Here is a 22921-nt window from a genome sequence, read left to right as displayed (position 1 = left end):
TCAAAGGCTCCAGATATAATAGCCAGACTCTGGAACCTTTAAATTGATGAATTAAAGTGCCCTACAAGTTTCTTTACTATTTTCACGTACTTTGTCTGCCCATGAAAACAATTTTTCACTTACTTCCTTCTGCTTTTCACTCCATATGCCGCACCTAGTGAAATTACCTCTTTCTACCACTTTCTTAAGTTTCACTCCCCCAAAAAGGCAATTTTTTCCAATTTCTTCTCCTCTTTTTTGTAATTCAGCCCACATTTCCTTATCCGCTACTTTTACTTGTACCTGACTGCAGTTTTTTACGTCCTGGTACAATACAATATTTAGCTTACCAAGGCTTGTAGGAAATTCTAACACAACGGAGCTACCATCTGATACATCAACGTAATTTCTTGCACCTCCTTCCTCCCTTCTGATCTCAACTGCATTATTACCCATTTTTAAAATGTTACTCCCTAACTCTCTCAGTATTTTGGCTACCTCTACCTTGCTATTCCCAGAAAACTCTATGTACGATGTTGTATTATCTATCTCAACATCTATTAATTCTCCTTCTTGCACAGCACTTTCGCCAGCTTTCTCTAGTTCTTCTAGTCTCTCATCTATCTGTGGCTGAACTTCTGGTTGTAGCTCATTATAGATTTCACCTATCAGTTTATTCTGTAGTAGAGTATCATGAAACTCTGCACCACTTAGCATTAGCTTACGCATTATCTTTTTTCGATCACTTTTTTCTAATCTGTGAAAGTGTGTGCCCAATATCATGTATTCTGCGAAGCTCCACTCCCCATCATTACATGCATTTAGCCTTGCTCCATCATCTATTACTTCATCTATAATTTTATTCATCTCTTTTAAACTTTTTGCTCTTACCACAGCACTCTTAAACCAGCTCAACTTTTCGCTTTCGCTTATACTTGGCTTTATTTTTTGCAAAGCTGAAGTAAATGGATTTAAATCTTCTGCTTGATCATTTAAAGGTTTTGTGCCATAAACATAGTCAAGGCTTTTCCCGTAGTTGATTTTGTTTTCGCGAATGTTTCTGCTAGGGGAGGCCTCCCGGTTTATCTCCTTCTGGTTATTAATTTTACTCACAAATTTAGACTGCTTTATATCAACGCCTTCAAGAGCACCAAATATTTTCTTGTGATTAACATTAGTCTTTTTATTCCGATCTTTACTAGTCATATAAACCTCATATTAAAAATACTTTTTAAGCGTACAATAAACTTTATACATCTTACTACTCATTATAATTTATAATGAGTAGATTTGCAAATACTTTCTACTATAACAATCCATTTTCTCGAAAGCTGAAATAGCCTCCACTTGTGATGATAATATGGTCAAACAATTTTACGCTTACAGTACTACATGCTGCTGCTAAGCTCTTCGTTACTGCTTGATCTTCTTCTGATGGCTCTAAGCTCCCTCCAGGATGGTTATGTGACATTATTATTGATGTTGCATTTTTCATTAATGCCTTTCTTGTAATTTCCTTTATTTATACTGGTGCTTTTTCCATTTCACCAATATAGGATTCTTCTCCAATTAGTTGACGCCTTTTATTCAAGTACAGTATTTTTACACATTCCCTTTCTGAGTGGCCTATACTTACGTTTAAGTACTCTACTATCCCTTGTAAGTCCATGATTGGCTCACTCTTAAGCTTTTCTTTCAGTACCCTTTCTAGTGTTTCCTTAACACACATAATCATTGCTACTGCAGAATCAGTTACTCCTTCTATAACTTTCAGGTCATCCATTTCTCTACCTAAAATCCTTCCTACTCCTGTATAAGTATTCACCAAATTTTTAGCAATTTCTTGAGCCTGTGGGCTTTCATGTACTGCACTTAGAAACGTTTCCATTATTTCACGATCAAGTAGTGCTTTGCCTTTGCTTTCTAATATTCTGAATTCGATTTCTTCTTTACTTTTATTCATATAATTTACCTTTCACTAACAACAAACTTTTTTTAGATATTTACTGCTGTTTTTTATCAGCATTGGCATAAAGCCATAGCTTTCGAGTGAAGTCAAATCAATTTTTCAATCTTTTTTACTTATTTTTTCATCAAAAAGTGAAGATATTAATATATGATGATTTTTTATTGTTGAATTTCGCCTAAAGAGAGGCCTGTTATTTGCAAAATAATATCGGTAGAAATTCCTCCTTTCACTAAATCCTTTGCAATTTTCATCTTTTCTGCTCTTTTCACTTTTTCTTCGCAAATTTGTATGCTTTCAAACAGAGATTTTATTAGCGCATAGCGTAATTCTTGACTCTCAATTTTTTTGTATTCTTTTATTAAATCAGGTAGCTCACTTTCTACTATCTCATCTTCCTCTATGAGCAGATCTGTAATGCTAATTGATAATGTTTCTGCTATTGCATATAATTTTTCCAGTGGAATGGCCACACGTCCTTGCTCATAGTTGCTTATTTCATCACGTGTTGTATCCATTTTCTCAGCCAAATCCTTTTGAGTATACTCTCTTCCATTCTTTTATCTTTTTTCCTATTTGGTAGTAGATAGAACCTGTTTTTTCTTCAACACACTCATTAGCAGAGAGGCCAATTGCTTGTGAAACAATATCAACAGAAATTCCTGCTTTAACCATACCCTTTGCAATTTTTACCTTCTCTGCTTTTTTACTACTTTTCTCACCAACTCGGGTAAATTTTGTTAGCAAGTAAAACACCTTGCGCAACTCTTGATCATTAATCGTTTTATATTTTCTTACTAGATTTAATATTTCCTCTTCTTCGTTTTTAAGGCAAATTTTTTCACTTGATACAGGAATAAGATCTATGATGCCAACCGATAACACTTCTGCTATAGCATACAATTTCTCAATCGAAATTTTACGTGTTCCTTTTTCATATTGTAGTACTACTTGATACGTTACGCCAATTTTTCCCGCTAAATCTTTTTGAGTATAACCTCGCTTTAACCTCCAGCTCCTTACTTTTTGTGCTATTTTGTACCTTATCGAGATATTTGCCATAAATATTATACAGGTTAATACTACCAAATAAAGATATACAAAAGGGATGCTTCTTTCTATGTTTGAATTTTAGTTGAATATTTCTTCACAATTGTGTATAATTATTAATGCTTTTTAAGTGGATTTCCTATGGCTCTTTCGAAGTTTCTCGATCCCAAGAATGATATATCGTTCAAGCGCATCTTTGGTACTGAAAAAAATAAAGATATCCTTATTCACTTTCTTAATGATATTCTCGGCTTTGCTGGAACAAATGCAATACAGGATATAGAGTTTTTAAGTACTATTCAAGATCCTGATATTGCTTCTAAAAAACAAAGCATTGTTGATGTTCTTTGTAGAGATAAAAATGGGCTGCAAGTGATAGTCGGAATGCAGGTCGCTAAAACTAAGGGCTTTGAAAAACGTGCTCAATACTATGCTGCTAAAGCCTATTCAAGACAGGCTGACAAAGGCGATCAATATCATGACCTTAAGGAAATTATCTTTATTGCTATAGCAGACTGTATTTTATTTCCTGATAAGTCTGAGTATAAGTCAAAGCATACCATTCGCGATGAAGATACTAATGAACATGATCTAAAAGATTTTTACTTTATATTTATTGAGTTGCCTAAATTTCCAAAAACCAAAGAAGATCAGCTTTCAAGTATTGTTGAGAAATGGGTCTACTTCTTTAAATATGCAGATGAGACTAGTGAAGAAGAGCTGGAAAAAATAATAGGTAGTGATCTAATAATTAAAAAGGCCTATGAAGAACTAAATAGGTTCAACTGGTCAGAAAAAGAATTTATTGCCTATGAACAGGAAATAAAACGTATTCTTGATGAACAGGCTGTCCTTGCTCAAAAACTTGATGATGCTACTGCAAAAGGCATCCTCATCGGACATGAAAAAGGCAGAAAAGAGAGGGAAATTGAAGTTGCAAAGAATCTACTTAAAGCAGGAGTTTCTATTGATATCATAGCTCAAACTACTGGTCTTACAGCTAATGAAATTAAAGACTTAAGCTCTTTGGATGTTTAGATGAACATCTTTGTACTAGATGAAAACCCAGAGATTGCGGCAAAAATGTTATGTGATAAGCATATAGTAAAAATGCTATTAGAAACTGCTCAGTTACTGAGTAATGTTTTTTCAATAGCATTAAAAGTGCCAAATCCTTTAGTCAGCATCACAGACCAGAATATAGAAGTTCCATATAAACTTACTCACAAAAACCACCCTTGTTCTCTATGGGCTAGACAATCCAAAGGGAACTTTTTCTGGTTAATAAAATACGGAAGGGAGCTGTGCAAAGAGTATACTTGGCGATATAAAAGAAAACATAGATCAGAAGAAGTTATAGATTGGTGTGATAGTAATAAGAATTTGCTTGTTTTTCAATCAACCGATATAAAGCCTTTTGTACAGGCGTTACCAGATCAATATAAGTCTAGTCATTCAGTAAAAGCTTACAGAGAGTACTACCTAAAAGAAAAGATGAGGTTTGCTAAGTGGGAAAAGGGTAGAGAAGTACCGGATTGGTTGCTAAGCAGAATCGTACGTCTGAAAAGCCGCAAATAAAAAGAACGCCTTAATTAGTAGAGAGGAAGGTGCATAAAAACTAAAACATCTTCTCACTTTAACTCTTAATTAGATTTGAGGTAAATCATTAAAATCTCCACTCTTTTAACTGAGTCTGATAAAATTTAAAAACGGCAGTTTATTGAATACTTTACATGATTAAACCATTAAAACTCTTCAATTTTACTGAATTGATGGTAATTTCAAGGTATTTGCTGCTCAAATTTAGATACATGCTAATTTCTCTATTATAAATACTTAAATTATAAACTATTTACTCTTTAATTTTGGTTATTAGTACTGCGATCCAGAGGTATTCCAACATCACTCACTTCAGAAGAGCAAAGTACTCTGATAATCTGGAATTTCAAAGTAAGGTCTCGATATTACTTCTTTTATAACCTAACGAAAATCTGAGTTCAGAACATAAAACCAGTCCCTTAATATAACTACTTTGCTGTTCCCTTACTATCATTTACAAAGAAGCCCTTATATTTTTCTACTAAATCTGGTCTTTTCTTCATCTATATCTCCTTCTACACCTAGAACTCTATTCGCCAATTCCCTATTCTCTAGAGAAATAAGTAATGCTCTATATCACCGTCAGAAATTAATCTGCCGCACCGAGAACTGATAGACCTTTTTATCTTTCCCATTATCTCTTTTCTTGGGGTGAGTAAAACAATATATTTTTCCACATAGTTATAAGCTGGGAACCATAAAAACAGCTTCATGATCAGCCATTTTAAAAGTTCGATCAAGTTCAATATTCCTAAGCGTTGTACTTGCCTTATATGAACAATAACATCCCAATGTAAGGAAAGTTAATGCAGTCAAAGCAAGTGAAATAGATATTCCTAAATGAGACATTGTTAAACTTGTGCCAACAGCAAATACTCCAGATAATATAAGAGAAGCAGAGGCATAAATTATTTGCTTTCTACTCTGAGCTCTTGCTTCTGAGAATTGAGATTTTACTGCTGAACTTTGTTCAGAGACTCGAGATAGGTTGCTAGTCCTTTTACTATAACCTTGTTTTACATTAACACCCACAGACTCAGTGGCAACTTTTGAATCCATCTCATCCTGGATTGATATATCAATATTTTCCGGCTGTTCATTAGCTAGAATAAGCTCATCATGCAAATTTTTTACAGAGCAAAAATGTGAGGGATCGATACTAAAGCTTTCTTCAATGCCTTCTAATCGTTTATTCTCTTCCTTTAATCGTTCTATATTTCCTCGTAATATACTATTTTCTAATAGCAATTCCTCACATTGTTTCCCTTTTGCATCTATCTCTTGTTCCAGCTTTACTAGTTTAATTTCATAGTCTTTACATAACTCAGCTTTTCCTTCCGGTATATCTGCATCCTCCACTTGTATACACGAATCTTCGGTTTCTCTTTTTGTCTTTTCCGCTCTTAACAAATACTCATAATCATCTTCTAACCCATTTATTTTTTGCATTAATCGTTGATTGTTCTCATTCAGCCCATTTATAACTTCCTGCATCTTTTCTTTTTTATTAAATAGCAATTCCTTTTCTTCTTTCGCTGTAGCAAGTTTTTCCTTAAGTTCATCATTTTCTGCCAGAAAATCTTTATTCTCTTTTTCAAGTTTATCTACTTTTTTCTCTAACTCTTGAACACTGTTATCTAAGGATTCATTCATCTTTTCCAATCCCTTCAATTTTTGTTCAAGATACATGCTTTTAGAATCACTTTGTGGTAATCTTGTACCAATATCTACGAGAATTTCTCCTACAAAATCCATAAACTTTTTGAAATGTCTCTCATGAACTATCACTTCTTCACTTAGTGTAGTATTACCCAGCTTTTCCACAATTTCTTGGATTTTTTTTAAACTATTGGATAATAGCTCCATTCGTTCAACAATTTTAGTTACTTCACTTACGTTCAATTCATCACTCAGATCTGCATTACTAGTATAATTCTCACCAGTGGTAACTAGGTTAGATGGATTGGCAGGTTTAATCGGGGTACTCGTATCAACAGAAGCTCCAAATGGCATAAACAGTGCACTTCGGCTGCTCTTAATCGATCTACCTAGTGAAGGTATATCACTATTATAAAGTGTTCTATCACCACTAGAGGCAACTTGCTCTTGTCTATAATTTGTAGAAGTTCCTGTTGGACTAGTACCATTTTTCTGATCTTCTCTACTGCTTTCATTCGTAAAGCGCTTCACTCCCATTACCCTCCTAACATTCTCTCCAAGTTCTTCTCTTTCGATTATAATACGAGATTCATTTTTTTCATAGTTAATTTTATCATATAATTGTTCACATTCTTTGTAGGACAATATTGGTTGTAGCGTCTTCTTCTTTACTTCTTCATCGTAGAAAGCTCTCAGCTTATCATTTGATAATATTGCTATAGCTTCTTTTACATCAGGATGCAATTGAGAATGCCCATTTTTGCATGAATGAACACGGTTCAGTAGAAAAATCTTAACAGAGTGTTGCTTGTATTCCATAATTTCCTCTAATGTAATCCCCATAACTTTTTCTTGTGATTCTATGTATCCTAGAGCTTCTTCAAAGTCTTGTCTGTTAGAGGTGAGAGGTTGAGCTTTTTTTAACTTTTTGATCTCACTATCTTTTGGATGCACACCATTAACTTCAATAACAGGGATAACACTTGCAGAGTCAATCGCATTTAACACAATACTACAATCATCTTGATTTTTTAGGAAAGCTTTTAGCTGTTTTTTAAAGTTCAATAAATTACTTAATTTATCTTCATTAGTTTTAGATTTTTTGATTTGATCATAAACGTTTCTGGCTGCTTGGTTATTCTCTTTATCAGTCCTTATTTTACTTTCTAACTTACCAAGGAGTTTGCTCAGTGGTTTTTTAAGTTTCTTATAATCGTTAACAAGCAGTTCTCTTATCCGTCTTTCAAAATCTCCTTTTTCTTTGAATCTCAAAACAGTATATAGATCATCTTCAGCCCTCTGCTGATCGGATTTTGTATTTACAACCATAACCTTACCTAACACTAACAGATACTGCTGAACAGAACTTAAGGGCGAAGTTAAAACACACTTAGTTAAAGTCATAAGCACTTCTCCAATTAATCTTACTAATATTCTTCTGGAAAACAACATATCTACTGACCTTATTCTTGGGAATATAAATAGAAAAAGTGCATCACCTATAGTCTCCAGAAAACCTGGTGTTAGCTGTCAAATTAAGATTTCTAGAAAATACTCAATAATTCCAGACAGATTTCTCTAGGCCTGACCAGAACGTTTGGGTATCAAATAGGTCTTTCTGGAGTAATTAGGTGTTGTAACTTAGTTACAAATTTAGTACCATAGCGTTGTTTTCATGATATAGGGAGGTTTAAATGCCAATAGAAACAAAACGTCAGGCTGAAGTGCTTAAAAAGCTACAAGATGTGATAAAACATACAGATCGTGACATTGCGGCTGGAAGAAAGTTAGCTATTAAAAGGTGGGTCGAGACCTATATAGAGTATATCAAACTTTTTAAGGATGATAAGCTGGAATTCTTATATAATGTTTTTCGAGATGAAGGTTGTTGGTTAGGTACAAGGTTAAATAATACTGTTTTAGGTCAGAAATTGACTGAAGAGAAAATAGGAGAAATCGATAACCCACTACCAAGGTATGGTATGGCATCTAGGTACTGTATAACGGGCAAGATAGGTGATTTTTTCAACAAACAGTTTGTACTCTCTAGAGGTCAATTTACTTCAGAAGAGGTAGATAGTCAAGGTAATCCGATCAGTGATCAATATGTAAGAAACATTCTGCTATCATCCATGAAGAGAAATGGTCCTGTGTTTGATTTCTGGATCGATAGAGAATCTGGGGAATTAAAGAAGTATGATGCAGTAGAAGGTTTTGACAGTGCTGTAAAACTTAAGTGGAGCGAAGGGGTAGAGTATTTTTATAATCAGTTAGAGGAAAAAGATAAGGAGAAGAAGCTTACAGAAGCTATTGTTGCTCTTTCTCGTCCTCAATCTGTTGAGAAAGACGCTCCTATTTTAGATTTTTGTGTAAGGAATATAGGCGATAAAGATACTCTTTTACAGAAATTATTGCAGAAAGATAAGGGAGTATATTCCCTTCTTGCTGAATTAATAGAGTCATGTTTTTTTGATACGGTTCATGATTTGGTACAGTGCTGGTGTTATAAAGGCGTTTCAGCAGGAGGAGACTGTTCGGACAAGATATTCTCACAGCAAGACTATGAACTTTTTCTTTATTCACTTTCAAATGTGATGTTGAAAAATCCTGAGTTAAGTGTTCAAGCTAGATCCCTTATTATGGAGATTTGGAAATGTGAACGCTTTGCTGAATACAGAGAGACCTCTGTTAATACTTCTAATTATACAGTTCCTATAAAGAGTGTACTTGGGGGATTAATCATTAATTGGAAACGAGAAGATGTTTGTAAGCCCGATAGGGAAATAGAGAAAGAAGAAATATTAGATATGATTTCATTTGCCAAAGGTTGCTTTCCTGAAAAGTTTGACCTTTTTAAAGAAGTCATGATAGAAAATCTTAGAATATGTGGTAGGGAAGGAAAGAGGAAAGGTGTAGATTACGGCAAGTTTGCAGAAGAGTTATTTCTTCAGTTAGAGAAAGTAACTTTACCTTCTGTAGGTGATGGTCCTTGGAATAATTTGCGGTCTCAATCTAAGGTATCTTTGCCACTTGATGGTTCTGGTGATGGCCCACAGTCTGAGTTTGAAGCTCCTAGTGTGAGTGGTATTTCTGGTTCTCATAAGAAAAGAAGAATCTAGTCTACTCATTAATGTGAGTGGTTTTTCTGGTCTTAGCAAATAGAGAGGTGCTTTGTGTCTTTAATAAGAAGTTTAGTGGATGGAGATCTTGATGGTTTTAGACAAGAGTTTGAATCCTTTTTAGATCAATGTCCATTTTTCTTGTATCATGTAAGTACAGGACGTTTCCTTCCTGTATTCTTTTTCAGTATGTTTGCTACTGCTCATGATGCTAATATCTTAAAAGCAAATGAGAGAGTGTATTTTCGTTTTGATAATCATGGTATTGATACAGGTGGTAGAAATAGAAATACAGGGAACCTAAAAGTCGCTGTTTATCGTGACGGACAGCAAGTTGTCAGATGCTACAGTATTTCTGATCGTCTTAATAGTGATGGGTTAAGGTTCAGTACAAGGGAAAGAAATGCTCTAGTGCGAGAGATTAGAGGGCAAAATCCAAATTTAAGGGAAGAAGACCTAAATTTTGAGCAATACAAAGTATGCATGCATGGAAAGGGCAAGAGTCAGGGAGAGGCGATTGCAACAGTATTCGAGGTGATTCGTGAAAAAGATTCTCAAGGTAGAGATAGATTTGCTAAATATTCAGCGTCTGAGATTAGCCTTCTTAGGCATATAGAACGCAATAGGCTTAATGGGATTAATGCGCCTGCGCCACGCAGTTTGTTGACAGTTAAGGAAATAGGAAGTATACGACTCAATCAAGATCAGAGAGTACAGCTTGGTCATTTGGTCAATTTTGTGCAAGTTGCACCGGGTCAGCAAGGGATTTTCAGTTTTATGGAAGTGCTAGCAAGTAACCAAAGAATAAATATAGAACGTGGAATAAATGAAGGAATTTTGCCATACATAACTCGAATCTATCGTAGTTACCTAGGCAGCCTACAAAATGACATTCAAAATCGCAGTCAAAAGTTTGAGAGTCACGGATTTTTCTTAGGTTTGTTGGCAAATTTTATTCATCTCTACACAATAGATATTGACCTTGACTTGTCTCCTGGAAATTCATATGTTGCTTTTCTTATATGTCATCAGGCAGAGAGAGAAAACATTCCTATCGTTATTAATGTTACTAGATGGAGGACATCGTCTGATATTGCATTAAACCGCGCTAGAGCTGATGCTAAAAGATTACATGCTTCTTCATTTATATCTATTCACACTGAATCAAGAAATGCTGTTTGTATTGGATTAAATTTTAATCTGAATATAGATCCTTTTAGTATTGATACAGTAGAGTTTTTAGAGAATAGATTTCCTTTGGTACAAAGATTATTTGAGTGTTTGGAGGATGAAGGAATTAGAGAAAATATTAGAGATTTCTTGCTTCAACATCTTCCTAACGAAATACCAAGAAATGCAGAGAATTATAACAGAATATTTGATTGCATAACTGGTTTTGCTTTTGGGAATAGTATTTTAGAAGAGTTCAGATTAGTAAACGCAGTTCAACAACGTGTAAGAAAGTATATATTTAGATATGGTGATGAGAATCATGCTTTAACCATGGTCTTCCATACTCAAGGTTCTGATATAGTTATACTTCATATTAGAGATAACAACGCTGTACAACAAGGAGCCATCAATTTACAAGATCTTAATGTTGACGGAAATAATGTTCATGTACGGGAAGTTTCATGCACACTTAATAATCAACTTGGCCTTAATATTCATACAGATAACCTTGGTTTATATCACAATTACCAAAATAATAATGCAAATAATTTTCTTGGTGGTAATCTTGTGCAAGTGCCTAATGCTGGAAATGTGCATAATGCTTTAAATCAAGTTATGAATGATGGCTGGCAAGATAGATTTCAGCATCAAGAATTATTTAGAAACATTTCTGCAGTATTAATGCCAGAAGATACGCATGGCAATATGATAATAGATGTAAATAGCAAAGATAAGTTTCGCTCTATACTACATGGTACATTTTATGCTAGTGATAATCCTTATAAAGTGCTTGCTATGTATAAAGTTGGTCAAACATATAGTTTAAAAAGGTGGCAGGAAGAAGAAGGAGAAAGGGTAATACTTACAAGAGTTACAGAACAGAGACTAGGTCTTCTATTATTAAGACAACCTACAGCAGATACTCACCCAATTGGATATGTATTAGGATTTGCTGATAATGCAGAAGAAGTAGAACAGGAGCAAGACGAGGCAAGGTACAAAATAACAGAATTGATGAGCAAACAAAGGGGATATTTGCCTATTACTTCTGGAAATGAGGTGGTTTTGTCTTATGCTGTATTTAATAGAGGTGCACAGAGAGCAGAAGACTTTATATCTCTTCCACAACAAGCAGTGTATGTACATAGACTTGATCGTCGTGGTCATGACTCAAGACCAGAAGTATTAGTGGGACCTGAAAGTGTTATTGATGAAAATCCACCAGAAAATCTATTGTCAGATCAAACTCGTGAAAATTTCAGGCGCTTTTACATGGAAAAAAGACCAGGACAGAACTCGATTTTTTTGCTTGATATAGATGATAATCTGCACGTTCCATTTAGTTACTTGCAAGGTACTAGAGCACAGGCAATAGAAACATTAAGGTCAAGAATAAGGGGAGGTGGTACTTCTACAGCACAAGGAATATTACAACAAATAAACACTATCCTTCGTAGAAACAACGCTCGTGAAATAGAAGATGTGCATAATCTACTTGCACTAGACTTTGCAACAGAAAATCAAAATTTCCGTTATTGGCTACAAACTCATGACATGTTTTTCGCTGCACGACAATATACTTTCCATGATGATCGATCTAATCCAACTAATGATCGTCATGATTTTGCAATAACTTCAGTAGGAGTCGATGGAAATCAAAATGATCCAACAGGTAGGGACTTATTAAGTAGTAACATAGATAACTTTAAACAAAAAGTAGATTCGGGTGAAAAAGATAGATTAACTGCTATTATTAATGTAGGTAATCGTCATTGGGTTACATTAGTTATTGTCCACCAAAATGGAAATTATTATGGGTATTATGCTGATTCACTTGGTCCAGATAGTCGTATTGACAATAATATTCGAGGAGCTTTAAGAGAATGTGATATTAGCGATGATAATGTCCATGATGTTTCCGTTCATCAGCAAACAGATGGCCATAATTGTGGCATATGGGCATACGAAAATGCTAGGGATGTTAACCAAGCTATTGATCAAGCTTTACAGGGAAATAGTAACTTTGGAGAGAAAGGTGAAGGTATTATAGGTTATATACGTGGTCTTCTTAGTGCAGGAATTGGAAATGACACTAGACAACCTCAAAGAAATGAACAATACTTTAGAAATCGGGGAAGAAATATTTCACAATTATTCCAAAATGATTCTCTATCTTCTCCTAGGGGTAGATTGATTCAAGGTCGTCCAGGAATTCAACATGAAATTGATCCATTACTATTACAATTTTTAGAACTCCAATATCCACAGCGTGGAGGTGGGGGAGCATTGCAATTAGGCGGAGAAAGAGTGATATCAATTGATTTTGGTCCGCAATCTGTATTGGATGAAATTGATGGAGTGAATAGAGTTTATGATCATAGCAATGGTAGAGGCAGTAGGTAGAGGTTAATAGGTGAATGAGGAGCAATGGCAAAACTAGCTGGCGGATACATACTCTTTATTCCCAAAGGCAAAGCAAAGTCGGCAACTGGAAAAGCTTTAGGAACAACAGCTATTAGACCTCAAGACACAATCAATTGGAAAGTGCATTTTACCGTGAGTAGGTACAACTCAGTGGTTGCAAAATGGCATAGCTATGAAAAGGGTGAAACTATATCAGAAACAGTTGGCTCTGGTAGTCCAAGTTATACCATACAAACGCTTTACTCTAATGTAGAATCAGCACTAAGTGCAGCAAATGCTAAGTTAAAACAACTAAAGCGAAATAATGCAGTATTGGATATCACTATGCCTGGTAATCCAGAACTATTTGCAGAGGCGAAACTTAGCTTGTTAGGGTTTCATCAAGATATAGACGGTGAATGGATAATTGACAGAGCAGAACATGTGTTAGATAGTTCAGGTTATCGCACTGTGTTATCAGCATCAACGTTAAGAAAAAATCAGTAAACCAAATGTTTAATGTTGAAAAAAGTATTGAATATGAACAGAGACTCAAGAAATAAGCTACATTTTTGGTGGTTTATAGTAACAGTAGTATGTGTTATTATTACCTATTGCTATACGAAAGCAAAAGCTACAGATAATTATAAAACAATATTGCGGATTGCATCTGAAAATTGTAACTTAGAAATTGCGAAGTTTTCAGTAAAAAATTTATTAGATATAGATACGCAAATTTTTAAACTTACTACACTACATTATGCTGCAGGAGAAGGATGCTTAGAAGTTGTCAAATTTCTGATAGACGAAGGAATTAATGTAAATATTATCAACGGGTATGGAAGTACAGCACTTCACAATGCTGCGTATCGAGGGGATTTAGAAATCATAAGGTTTTTATTGGAGAAAGGTGCAAATCCTACAATCAGAAATAAAGATGGAAAAAAACCCAAGAGATGTAGCTGTGCTAAGATCACGGCACAATAAAGATAAACCATACGATGAAATTATACACTTGCTCTATAATGCTGAAAAGGAACACAAATCTGAGCAGTAATATTTCGTAACTGGGAAACAATAGGAAATATTTATACATGTCAAGTTTAAGATAATTTTTTTAGATTGATCCATAAATTACTAACCTTATTACTCAATTTCTAAAATAGTTTTTTCCATTTTCCTTCTTATGCCGCTTGCACTTAACTTGACGCTTATGAACACTACCAAACAAGAAATAATTGAAAGTCTTTTATTATACAATCAGGAAAAGCATGCAAAAACAAAAAATCCCAATCACAGTAATAATAACGATGGTAATACAGACCATAGCAACAATTTGGTGGCTCGCCAAGCTAGACTTACGGGTACACATGCATGATAAATTTATAGAGCAGAACAATGGATTGGCCGTTACGGTATATCGTCTGGAAGAACGGGTAAAGAATCTTTCTGAGGAATTAGATGAATTCAAAGCTAATTTGAAGTACAAGTAATTATTCTTCTACTTTTGGTGTGTAAGCATCAGATTGAGATTGACGATCCTTCCAGTTTTTGATGTATTGCTCGACTAATGGAGGATCTTCTGTTATAATTAGTAGATTCTCAGTGTTTTTTTTCTGTGCGGCGTCAGAGAAATTGAAAGACCCAGTTATGATTTTTTGGTTATCAATAATCATGACTTTATTGTGAGCGATTGCTGGTTTGAAATCAATATAAATCTTAATACCTTGCTCGAATAACTCATTGATGACACTATATTTTGAATGAATTTGCGACTTATCAAGAATTATCTTAACTTCTACACCTCGTTTTTTGGCTTGAATCAAGGACTCAGCAATAGGCTTTGAGGTAAATTGGTATGCTTGAACTAACACAGACCCTTTAGCATGCTCTACGGAATCAATTATTAGATTGGTGCAATTTTCCCTAGGAGTGAAACATACAGTAGTACTAGGACAAGAAACACAACCTGATAAAAGAGAACAAGTTAATAAAATTATTAAATATCTAAACATGATTAAATATATCCTTTCAGTTGATGGCGGAGGCATAAGGGGCATAATACCAGCCATCATTCTAGCAGAAATAGAAAAAAGAACAAGAAAGAGAGTAGCTGAAATCTTTGATCTTATGGCAGGGACCTCAACCGGTGGAATTGTTGTAGCTGGATTATGTAAAAAAGATAAACCTCAATATTCTGCTAATGATTTAGTCGAGTTCTATCGGGAATATGGACCATATATTTTTAAGTCTTCATTTTTTAGGCGATCAATACTATCTTGGTTTAACTGCGCACAATATCCACATAAAAATATTGAATCTGTACTGGATAAATATTTTGGCGATGATATCCTTAAAAACACTTTAAGTAATGTGTTGATTACGAGTTACGATATTCAGAATAACTGCCCATTTTTCTTTAAAAGCTGGAAAGAAGGTAATATTAAGCTGAAAGATGCACTCAGAGCTGCAACGGCTGCACCTACTTATTTCATACCAAAACATCTCAAAATTAACCAGATAGACAGAATATTAGTGGATGGCGGGGTATTTGCAAATAATCCAGCGGCTTGTGCATATGCAAGTGGTAAGAGGTTATTTCCAAATGATGATATTCTACTGTTATCGATAGGTACTGGAAGAACAGATAGAAGCATAGAGTATGCTAATTCAAGGAAATTTGGCAAAATAGGCTGGGTAAAACCACTATTACATGTGATGTTTGCCTCAAGTTTAGATTCAGTAAATTACCAACTTGATCAAGTTATAGGTGATAAATATATACGCATACAATCGCAATTAAAAATAGCATCACCCGACATGGATAATATTACATCAAAAAATATCAAATCTCTTCAGCAAGAGGCAAAGGCAATGGTAGAAGGCAATCAAAAAGTAATCGATAAATTTTGTGACATTGTATCTTAATTTACATCAAGTAAAATCTAAAGCTTTAGTTGAGCCAGAAAAGTAAAATAAGCAAATTTGCCTTGTTGAGAAATCTTATTATCTTTGTGTACTACTTTCTTTTTCACTACTAAAAAATCCACATAAATGGTTAAAAACCTTTTCAATAAAAAGCTCGCTTTCCTTTCCTGTAAAAGCTTCTTTTATTTTATGCAAACTACTTGTTACCTTATTGCTATTTTTTATGACTGAGTAGCTTTCAATAGCTTGACAAGCAGACAAAATAGTTATTGCCCCTATTATAGTTGAAACAATTATGGCAATTAAAGGTGCTATTTTTGTAAGTACTGCTGCAATTAATGAGATGCCAACACAAAACGCAATAGCTGAAATGCAAAATGCTACTGTATGTTTCTTTTCATGACTAACCATACACACCTTCTTAATAAATCTATTAAAAGGATAACTTATTTTTTTAATACCGTCAATATTTTTAGAAAAATTGGCATACTCAAGATAATCATTTGTGATACCAATGAATTACATTAAGCAAATTTCTGGTACCTAATTTAGTTAATTCACTTCAATCTATTTGAACATTATATATTAAATACACAAGCACAAGAATTTCATTCAGTAATTTAGATATATTAAATATATAATTATTTTTTATTGATATTTTAATGTATTATTTATGAGTAAGTAAACTACTGAAATCTTTAATCCAGGTTAAGTTTTGAAAGCATGATTTTCAAGCTCCTCGATAGAAATGTCCAGCATAAGTAGATTATTTGCAACCTTTATCTATATTAAGTATATAACTACTTTTACTTGTATCTTAATATATTATTTAACACAATTCAATTTTCACACTCATCAGCAGTTAGGCCACTTGCTCGCACAATAATATCACTAGCAACACCTGCCTTTGCTAGATCTTTCGCAATCTTGATTTTCTCTGCTTTTTTAACTTTTTCCTTGCCACTTTTCATATCTTCAGATAGAGATTTGACTAATGATTCTTGTTCTCCGTACTCATCCATTAAACTCAATAGCTTTTTGCTTTCTCTTGTTTTAGGTAGCAGAACTTTAATATTCACTGATAATCCTTCTGCTATTTGATATAATTTATCAAATGATATGGCAGTGTATCCTTTTTCATACTCGTGTATTTCTTTGAGTGTTAAACCAACTTTATCCGCCAAATCTTTTTGAGTATACCTTCTTATCAATCTCCATTCTCTTATTCTTTGCCCTACTCTGTAATATATAGAATCAGTGCAGATTTCTCTCTCTGTATTATCATACTCGTAGATAGATAAGCCGGTTGCTTGGGAAATTATGTCAACTGAAACCCCTTCTTTCACTAGATTTTTTGCTATTTCCAACCTTGCCTCTTCTTGATTGATTTTTTCGCTGATATGAACAAACCTGATTAATGAAGGTACTATCTTACCTAACTTTTGATTCTCGTATATTTTCGTTAGATAGAGTATTTCTTCGTCTTCATCTTTATACTCTCTTACTGTTATTGGTTTAGGTAATAGATCTACAGCATTAACTGATAATACTCTTGCTATTACATATAGTACTCCAATTGGAATAGGAGTATAACCATTCTCATAGCTGTTCACTTCTTGGTATGTTAAACCTACTTGACCTGCTAATCCTATTTGAGTATGACCTCGCATTAACCTACAATTTTCTATTTTTTGCCCTATTCCATAACTAACATTGCTTGCAGAAACAAACACATATACCTCCATTTAAGAAAAAAACTCTATTACTATAATTTTTCCACGAGCTACCCATCTAAAACTATATCAACAGGTAAACCTACCGATTGCAAAATAATATCAATAGAAATTCCCCCTTTTACTAGATCCTTTGCAACTTTAATTCTTTCTATCTCTCTCACTTTCTCCTCACAAATACGTATTCCCTCAAACAGAGATTTTATTAGTGCATTACGTAGTTCTTGGCTCTCAATTTCTTTGTATTCTTTAATCAAATCAGGTAGCTCATTTTTCACTTTACTCCCTTCCTCTATTAGTAGATCCGTAATATTAATCGATAATGCTTCTGCCATTTCATATAATTTATCAAGTGGAACAGCAGTCCTTCCTTGCTCATAGTTGCTTATTTCGTCACGTGTTGTATCCATTTTCTCAGCCAAATCCTTTTGAGTATACTCCCGTAATACCCTCCATTCTTTTATCTTTTTTCCTATTTGGTAGTAGATAGAACCAACTTTTTCTTCAACACATTCATCAGCAGACAGACCAATTGTTTTTGCAACAATATCAACAGAAACTCCTGCTTTAACCAGACTCTTTGCAATTTTTATTTTTTCCGATTTTCTACTACTTTTCTCACTAACTTTGACAAATTTGGTTAGCAAACAAAACATCTTACGTAACTCCTGATCGTTAATCTTTTTATATTTTCTTACTAGATTTAATATTTCCTCTCCCTCATCTTCAAGACAGCTTTTTGATACAGGAATAAGATCACTAATACTGATTGATAGTGCCTCAGCTATAGCATACAACCTTTCAATTGAAATTCTACGGTTCCCTTTCTCATATTGCAGTATCACCCAATACTTTACACCAACTTTCTCAGCTAAATCCTTCTGAGTATAACCTCTCTCTAACCTCCAATTTTTTACTTTTTCCCTTACTTCACAGTCTAGACTTTTTTCCACGAAAACAACCATGCGTATAATATTTTCTACTATAGCTCAGATATAACGGTAGAAAAAACCTCTGGAACCTTAAAGTTTGCTGTAGACGCATTAAAGTTCCCTAAAGGTTTCTTTACTACCTCCACATACCCTATTTACCCATGAAGACAATACTTCATCATTGCTAATCTCTTTTATAGCATACTTTTCATTCCATATGCCACATCTAGTGAAATTACCTCTTTCTACCACTTCCTTAAGCTTCACTCCCCCAAAGAGGCAATTTTTTCCAATTTCTTCGCCTCTTTTTTGTAACTCAGCCCACATTTCCTTGTTTTCTACTCTGACTTGTACTTGATCATATTTTTTTACATCGTGGTACAATATAACATTTAGCTTACCAATGCTCGTAGGAAACTCTAACATGACAGAGCTGCCATTTGACATATCGGTATAGTTTCTTACACCTCCTTTCTCACTTTTAACCTCAACTGCATCATTACCAATTTTTAAAATATTACTTCCTAACTCTCTCAGTATTTTGGCAACCTCTACTTTACTGTCCTCAGAAAATTCTATATATAATGTTGCATTGTCTATCTCGATATCTATTAATTCTCCTTCTTGCACAGCACTTTCGCTAGCCTTCTCTAGTTCTTCTAGCTGCCTATCTATCTGTGGCTGAACTTCTGGTTGTAGCTCATTATAGATTTCACCTATCAGTTTATTCTGTAGTAGAGTATCATGAAACTCTGCACCGCTTAACATTAATTTACGTATTACCTTTTTACGATCAACCTTATCAAATTTATGAAAATGTGTACCTAATACTACATACTCTGCGAAACTCCATTCCCCATCATTACATGCATTTAGCCTTGCTCCATCATCTATTACTTCATCTATAATTTTATTCATCTCTTTTAAACTTTTTGCTCTTACCACAGCACTCTTAAACCAGCTCAACTTTTCGCTTTCGCTTATACTTGGCTTTATTTTTTGCAAAGCTGAAGTAAATGGATTTAAATCTTCTGCTTGATCATTTAAAGGTTTTGTGCCATATATGTAGTCAAGTCCTTTCCCATAGTTGATTTTGTTTTCGCGAACTTCTCTACCAGGGAAAGGTGCTATTTCTTGAGACTTTTTAGCCTTATTAATTTTGCTTACAAAGGTAGGCTGCTGGCTAGTACGACCAATTCCTACAATAGCATTTAACATCTCACCTTTTGATAATCTATCAAGATCAACGTTTAATTCGTAGATGCTTCCTTTTTTGTCATCAAAAGGTACAATTATTTTATTACCCATATTATCCTCACTATTAAAAATACTTTTTAAGCGTACAATAAACTTTATTATTATACATTTTATTACTCATTATAAATTATAGTGAGTAGATTTGCAAATACTTTCTGCTATAACAATCCGTTTTCTCGAAAGCTAAAATAGCCCGTACTTGTGATGATAATGTGATCAAATAATCTAACGCTTACAGTACTACATGCTGCCGCTAAGCTCTTCGTTACTTCTTGATCTTCTTCTGATGGTTCTAAACTCCCTCCAGGATGGTTATGTGACATTATTACTAATGTTGCATTTTTTATTAATGCTTTTCTTGTAATTTCCTTTATGTATACTGGTGCTTTTTCCATTTCACCAATATACGATTCTTCTCCGATTAATTGGCGCCTTTTATTCAAATACAATATTTTTACACATTCCCTCTCTGCATGACCTATACTTACGTTCAAATATTCTACTAGCCCTTGTAAGTCCATTATTGGCTCACTCTTAAGCTTTTCTTTCAGTACCCTTTCTAGTGTTTCCTTAACACACATAATCATTGCTACTGCAGAATCAGTCACTCCTTCTATAACTTTCAGGTCATCCATTTCTCTACCTAAAATCCTTCCTACTCCCGTATAAGTATTCACCAGATTTTTAGCAATTTCTTGAGCTTGTGGCCTTTCATGCACTGCACTTAGAAATGTTTCCATTATTTCATGGTCAAGTAGTGCTTTGCCTTTGCTTTCTAATATTCTGAATTCTATTTCCTCTTTACTTTTATTCATATAATTTACCCTTCACTAACAACAAACTTTTTTTAAATATTTACTGCTGTTTTTTTTATCAGCATTGGCATAGAGCCATAGCTTTCGAGTGAAGTCAAATCAATTTCTCAATCTTTTTTACTTATTTTTTCATGAATAAGTAAAGATATTAATATATATTTGTTTTCAAGTTATGTAAAAAGGTTGTTGTTAATCAATTATTCTAGAAACAACATCAGTAGAAAACCCTAACTGAAGTAAATTATTTGTAACCTTCATTTCCTCTACTTTATCAATCTTGTCTCTGTAAATTTGCTTTCTTTGCAATAAAAATTCTACCCATATATTTAGCTTATCTCGTGATTCTTGATTGTCAATTTTTCTATATTCTCTTGCCAAACTTAATAATTCACTTTCTCCTTCGCAATCACTTTCTTTGTATTCCTTTATTAGATCTTCAGCATCCACTGATAATTCCCTTGCTATTTCCCATAACCTTTCACTTACAATAGTGACACTACCTTGTTCATAGTGATGTATCTGTTAGGGCCCTATATTAAGCTTTTTTGCTAATTCTTCTTGTGTATATCCTCTGATTATTCTCCACTTCTTGATCTCTTGTCCTCTGTTTGGCTCGTATCTCTCTTTATCAGCATATTCTTCAGTTGATAAGCCTGTTGCTCGATAGACAATCTCAGTATCAAACCCCGCCTTAACTAGATTCCTTGCAATTCTTATTCTTGCTGCTTTTATATTACTTTCTTCTTCAGCTCGGACAGATTTGGTTAATGCATAAATTGCTTTGTGTCCTCCTGTTTTTTCTATGAAATTATACATTTCCTCGGTCTTGGCTTTGTCGAAACAACTGTTTTCTTTTAGTACTTTTTGTCTTGGAAAGAGATTTCTAATAGGAATTGATAATGCATTTGCTATCACTTTTAGCCTTTCAATTGGAATGCCACATGTTCCTTGCTCGTATCTTATCAGTGTGTGATAGTTTACGCCTGCCTTGCCTACTAAATCTTTTAGAGTATATTTTCTCTTTAACCTCCAGCTCCTTACTTTTTGTGCTATCTGGTACTTTATGGAGATATTTGACATACAGAAATAGATATTATACAGGTTAATACTACCAAATAAAGATATACAAAATGTTTGCATTTTAGTTGAATATTTCTTCACAATTGTGTATAATTATTAATGCTTTTTATCTTACTTTCTCATGGCTCTCTCAAAATTTTTAGATCCTAAGCTTGATTTAACATTTAAGAAAATTTTTGGTACTGAAAAAAATAAGAATATCCTTATCCACTTTTTGAATGATATTTTGGGGTTTACTGAAATAAATACTATACAAGAAGTTGAATTCCTTAGCACCATTATGGACCCTGAAATTGCCTCTGATAAGCAGAGTATTGTCGATGTTCTGTGCAGAGATTCCACTGGGGCCAGATACGTGATTGAGATGCAACTCGCTCGTGATAAAGGCTTCGAAAAACGGGCTCAATTATATGCTGCTAAGGCTTACTCGAGGAAGGCTGATAAAGGTGGTAAGTACATTGATTTAAAGAAGGTTTTCTTTATTGCTATTTCTAATTGTAATTTATTTCCTGATAAGCTTGATTATATATCTAGCCATACCATAAGAGATGAAAAAACTAATGAGCATGACTTAAAAGATTTTCAATTTATTTTCATTGAGTTACCAAAGTTTCCTAAGAACAGAGAAGAGCAGCTAGAAAATGTAGTAGATCGTTGGCTATTTTTCTTTAAATATGCAGAAGAAACAACTGATGAAGATTTAAGGAAAATAGCAGAAAAATCACCAATAATAAAGCTAGCATATGATGAATTAGACAAGTTTCATTGGAATGAGAAAGATTTAGTAGCTTATGAAGAAAGGGTAATGGATTTACAGAAAGAAGCTGCTATCTTGGAACAAAAACTCGATGATGCTACTCATAAAGGCATCCAAATCGGCGAAGAAAAAGGTGAAATGAAAGCTAAAATAGCTGTGGCCAAAAACCTACTTAAAGCTGGTGTCTCTACTGATATCATATCACAAACTACAGGTTTTTCTCATTCTGAAATTTCACAACTCAAAGAAAAAACATAATATTCCTACTTATTCACTTCAACATTTATAAAAACCTTTTCTAAGTTAGACATGTCCCCTAATTAAGAATCTAGTGAACTGTCTAAAACAGCTATAAAGATTACACATAGAATTATATAAACTACTATCATAACGTTACCCAAACTTCTATACCAAAGCTACGTGCTGTAAGCTCAATATGGAAAACACATTAACCACTTAGCATTTAATGTC

The 22921-nt window shown here is 34.0% G+C and carries 18 protein-coding genes and 3 pseudogenes; 9 read left to right on the top strand and 12 right to left on the bottom strand.

From position 1 onward, the window contains the following. Positions 1-51: 51 nt before the first annotated feature. From ACQH3L_RS02875 to wmk (ACQH3L_RS02865), 3 genes and pseudogenes are all read right to left on the bottom strand, one after another. On the bottom strand, positions 52-1185 hold the full coding sequence (locus tag ACQH3L_RS02875; RefSeq protein ID WP_425384968.1) for a hypothetical protein: 1134 nt from the start codon (positions 1183-1185) through the stop codon (positions 52-54). 100 nt (positions 1186-1285) lie between these two features. After that, positions 1286-1942, bottom strand: a pseudogene (locus ACQH3L_RS02870) (JAB domain-containing protein). 164 nt (positions 1943-2106) lie between these two features. Continuing rightward, positions 2107-3007: pseudogene (gene wmk, locus ACQH3L_RS02865) on the bottom strand (WO male-killing family protein Wmk). Between the two features lie 129 nt (positions 3008-3136). On the opposite strand from wmk (ACQH3L_RS02865), the gene ACQH3L_RS02860 reads away from it, so the two are divergent. Both ACQH3L_RS02860 and ACQH3L_RS02855 read left to right on the top strand, forming a co-directional pair. After that, positions 3137-4033: an Rpn family recombination-promoting nuclease/putative transposase gene (locus ACQH3L_RS02860; RefSeq protein ID WP_425384967.1), complete on the top strand. Its 897-nt coding sequence runs from the start codon at positions 3137-3139 to the stop codon at positions 4031-4033. Continuing rightward, positions 4034-4573: a pyrimidine dimer DNA glycosylase/endonuclease V gene (locus ACQH3L_RS02855; RefSeq protein WP_010082266.1), complete on the top strand. Its 540-nt coding sequence runs from the start codon at positions 4034-4036 to the stop codon at positions 4571-4573. 702 nt (positions 4574-5275) lie between these two features. Here ACQH3L_RS02855 and ACQH3L_RS02850 read toward each other — a convergent pair. After that, positions 5276-7705: a TomO hydrophobic C-terminal domain-containing protein gene (locus ACQH3L_RS02850; protein WP_208571664.1), complete on the bottom strand. Its 2430-nt coding sequence runs from the start codon at positions 7703-7705 to the stop codon at positions 5276-5278. Positions 7706-7947: 242 nt separating this feature from the next. Between ACQH3L_RS02850 and cifA the strand changes: the two genes are divergently transcribed. The 5 genes and pseudogenes from cifA to ACQH3L_RS02825 all read left to right on the top strand — a co-directional run bounded on the left by cifA (position 7948) and on the right by ACQH3L_RS02825 (position 14441). After that, entirely contained in the window at positions 7948-9372 is a 1425-nt protein-coding gene (gene cifA / locus ACQH3L_RS02845; RefSeq protein ID WP_155968735.1) for a cytoplasmic incompatibility factor CifA, read from the top strand. Between the two features lie 75 nt (positions 9373-9447). Next, the gene (gene cifB, locus ACQH3L_RS02840) at positions 9448-12948 is read left to right on the top strand and encodes a cytoplasmic incompatibility factor CifB (RefSeq protein ID WP_425385008.1); all 3501 of its coding nucleotides are present in this window, start codon (positions 9448-9450) and stop codon (positions 12946-12948) included. A gap of 24 nt (positions 12949-12972) precedes the next feature. Next, positions 12973-13455: a phage late control D family protein gene (locus ACQH3L_RS02835; protein ID WP_425384966.1), complete on the top strand. Its 483-nt coding sequence runs from the start codon at positions 12973-12975 to the stop codon at positions 13453-13455. Positions 13456-13467: 12 nt separating this feature from the next. After that, positions 13468-14005, top strand: a pseudogene (locus tag ACQH3L_RS02830) (ankyrin repeat domain-containing protein). Positions 14006-14219: 214 nt separating this feature from the next. After that, positions 14220-14441, top strand: a complete 222-nt coding sequence (locus ACQH3L_RS02825; RefSeq protein ID WP_143688910.1) for a hypothetical protein — start codon at positions 14220-14222, stop codon at positions 14439-14441. Here the strand turns inward: ACQH3L_RS02825 and ACQH3L_RS02820 are convergent, their stop codons facing one another. Then, on the bottom strand, positions 14442-14963 hold the full coding sequence (locus ACQH3L_RS02820) for a phospholipase D family protein (RefSeq protein WP_425384686.1): 522 nt from the start codon (positions 14961-14963) through the stop codon (positions 14442-14444). It abuts the gene before it with no gap. On the opposite strand from ACQH3L_RS02820, the gene ACQH3L_RS02815 reads away from it, so the two are divergent. Beyond that, positions 14962-15876 carry a patatin-like phospholipase family protein gene (locus ACQH3L_RS02815; protein ID WP_425384685.1) on the top strand — a complete coding sequence of 305 codons (915 nt, stop codon included), beginning with the start codon at positions 14962-14964 and terminating at the stop codon, positions 15874-15876. The genes ACQH3L_RS02820 and ACQH3L_RS02815 overlap by 2 nt on opposite strands. Positions 15877-15954: 78 nt before the next feature. Here ACQH3L_RS02815 and ACQH3L_RS02810 read toward each other — a convergent pair whose 3' ends face one another. The 7 genes from ACQH3L_RS02810 to ACQH3L_RS02780 all read right to left on the bottom strand — a co-directional run bounded on the left by ACQH3L_RS02810 (position 15955) and on the right by ACQH3L_RS02780 (position 21753). Continuing rightward, positions 15955-16287 (bottom strand): WD_0736 family protein, encoded by a 333-nt coding sequence (locus tag ACQH3L_RS02810; RefSeq protein ID WP_425384684.1) that lies wholly within the window; start codon positions 16285-16287, stop codon positions 15955-15957. A gap of 428 nt (positions 16288-16715) precedes the next feature. After that, entirely contained in the window at positions 16716-17621 is a 906-nt protein-coding gene (gene wmk / locus ACQH3L_RS02805) for a WO male-killing family protein Wmk (protein ID WP_425384683.1), read from the bottom strand. A gap of 38 nt (positions 17622-17659) precedes the next feature. Next, a complete protein-coding gene (wmk, locus tag ACQH3L_RS02800; RefSeq protein WP_425384682.1) occupies positions 17660-18574 on the bottom strand; it encodes a WO male-killing family protein Wmk in 915 nt (304 codons plus the stop codon). A gap of 78 nt (positions 18575-18652) precedes the next feature. Next, positions 18653-19849 (bottom strand): hypothetical protein, encoded by a 1197-nt coding sequence (locus tag ACQH3L_RS02795; protein ID WP_425384681.1) that lies wholly within the window; start codon positions 19847-19849, stop codon positions 18653-18655. Between the two features lie 107 nt (positions 19850-19956). Beyond that, positions 19957-20613, bottom strand: a complete 657-nt coding sequence (locus ACQH3L_RS02790; protein ID WP_425384680.1) for a JAB domain-containing protein — start codon at positions 20611-20613, stop codon at positions 19957-19959. Positions 20614-20802: 189 nt separating this feature from the next. Next, positions 20803-21060: a transcriptional regulator gene (locus ACQH3L_RS02785; RefSeq protein WP_425384965.1), complete on the bottom strand. Its 258-nt coding sequence runs from the start codon at positions 21058-21060 to the stop codon at positions 20803-20805. A 75-nt stretch (positions 21061-21135) separates the two neighbouring features. After that, positions 21136-21753 (bottom strand): helix-turn-helix domain-containing protein, encoded by a 618-nt coding sequence (locus tag ACQH3L_RS02780; RefSeq protein WP_425384964.1) that lies wholly within the window; start codon positions 21751-21753, stop codon positions 21136-21138. Positions 21754-21814: 61 nt separating this feature from the next. Between ACQH3L_RS02780 and ACQH3L_RS02775 the strand changes: the two genes are divergently transcribed. Next, on the top strand, positions 21815-22708 hold the full coding sequence (locus tag ACQH3L_RS02775) for an Rpn family recombination-promoting nuclease/putative transposase (RefSeq protein ID WP_425384963.1): 894 nt from the start codon (positions 21815-21817) through the stop codon (positions 22706-22708). Positions 22709-22921 lie beyond the last annotated feature (213 nt).

The sequence above is a fragment of the Wolbachia endosymbiont (group A) of Sturmia bella genome (assembly GCF_964030905.1).
Lineage (GTDB): Bacteria > Pseudomonadota > Alphaproteobacteria > Rickettsiales > Anaplasmataceae > Wolbachia > Wolbachia pipientis.
This window is presented reverse-complemented; position numbering and strand designations above follow the sequence as displayed.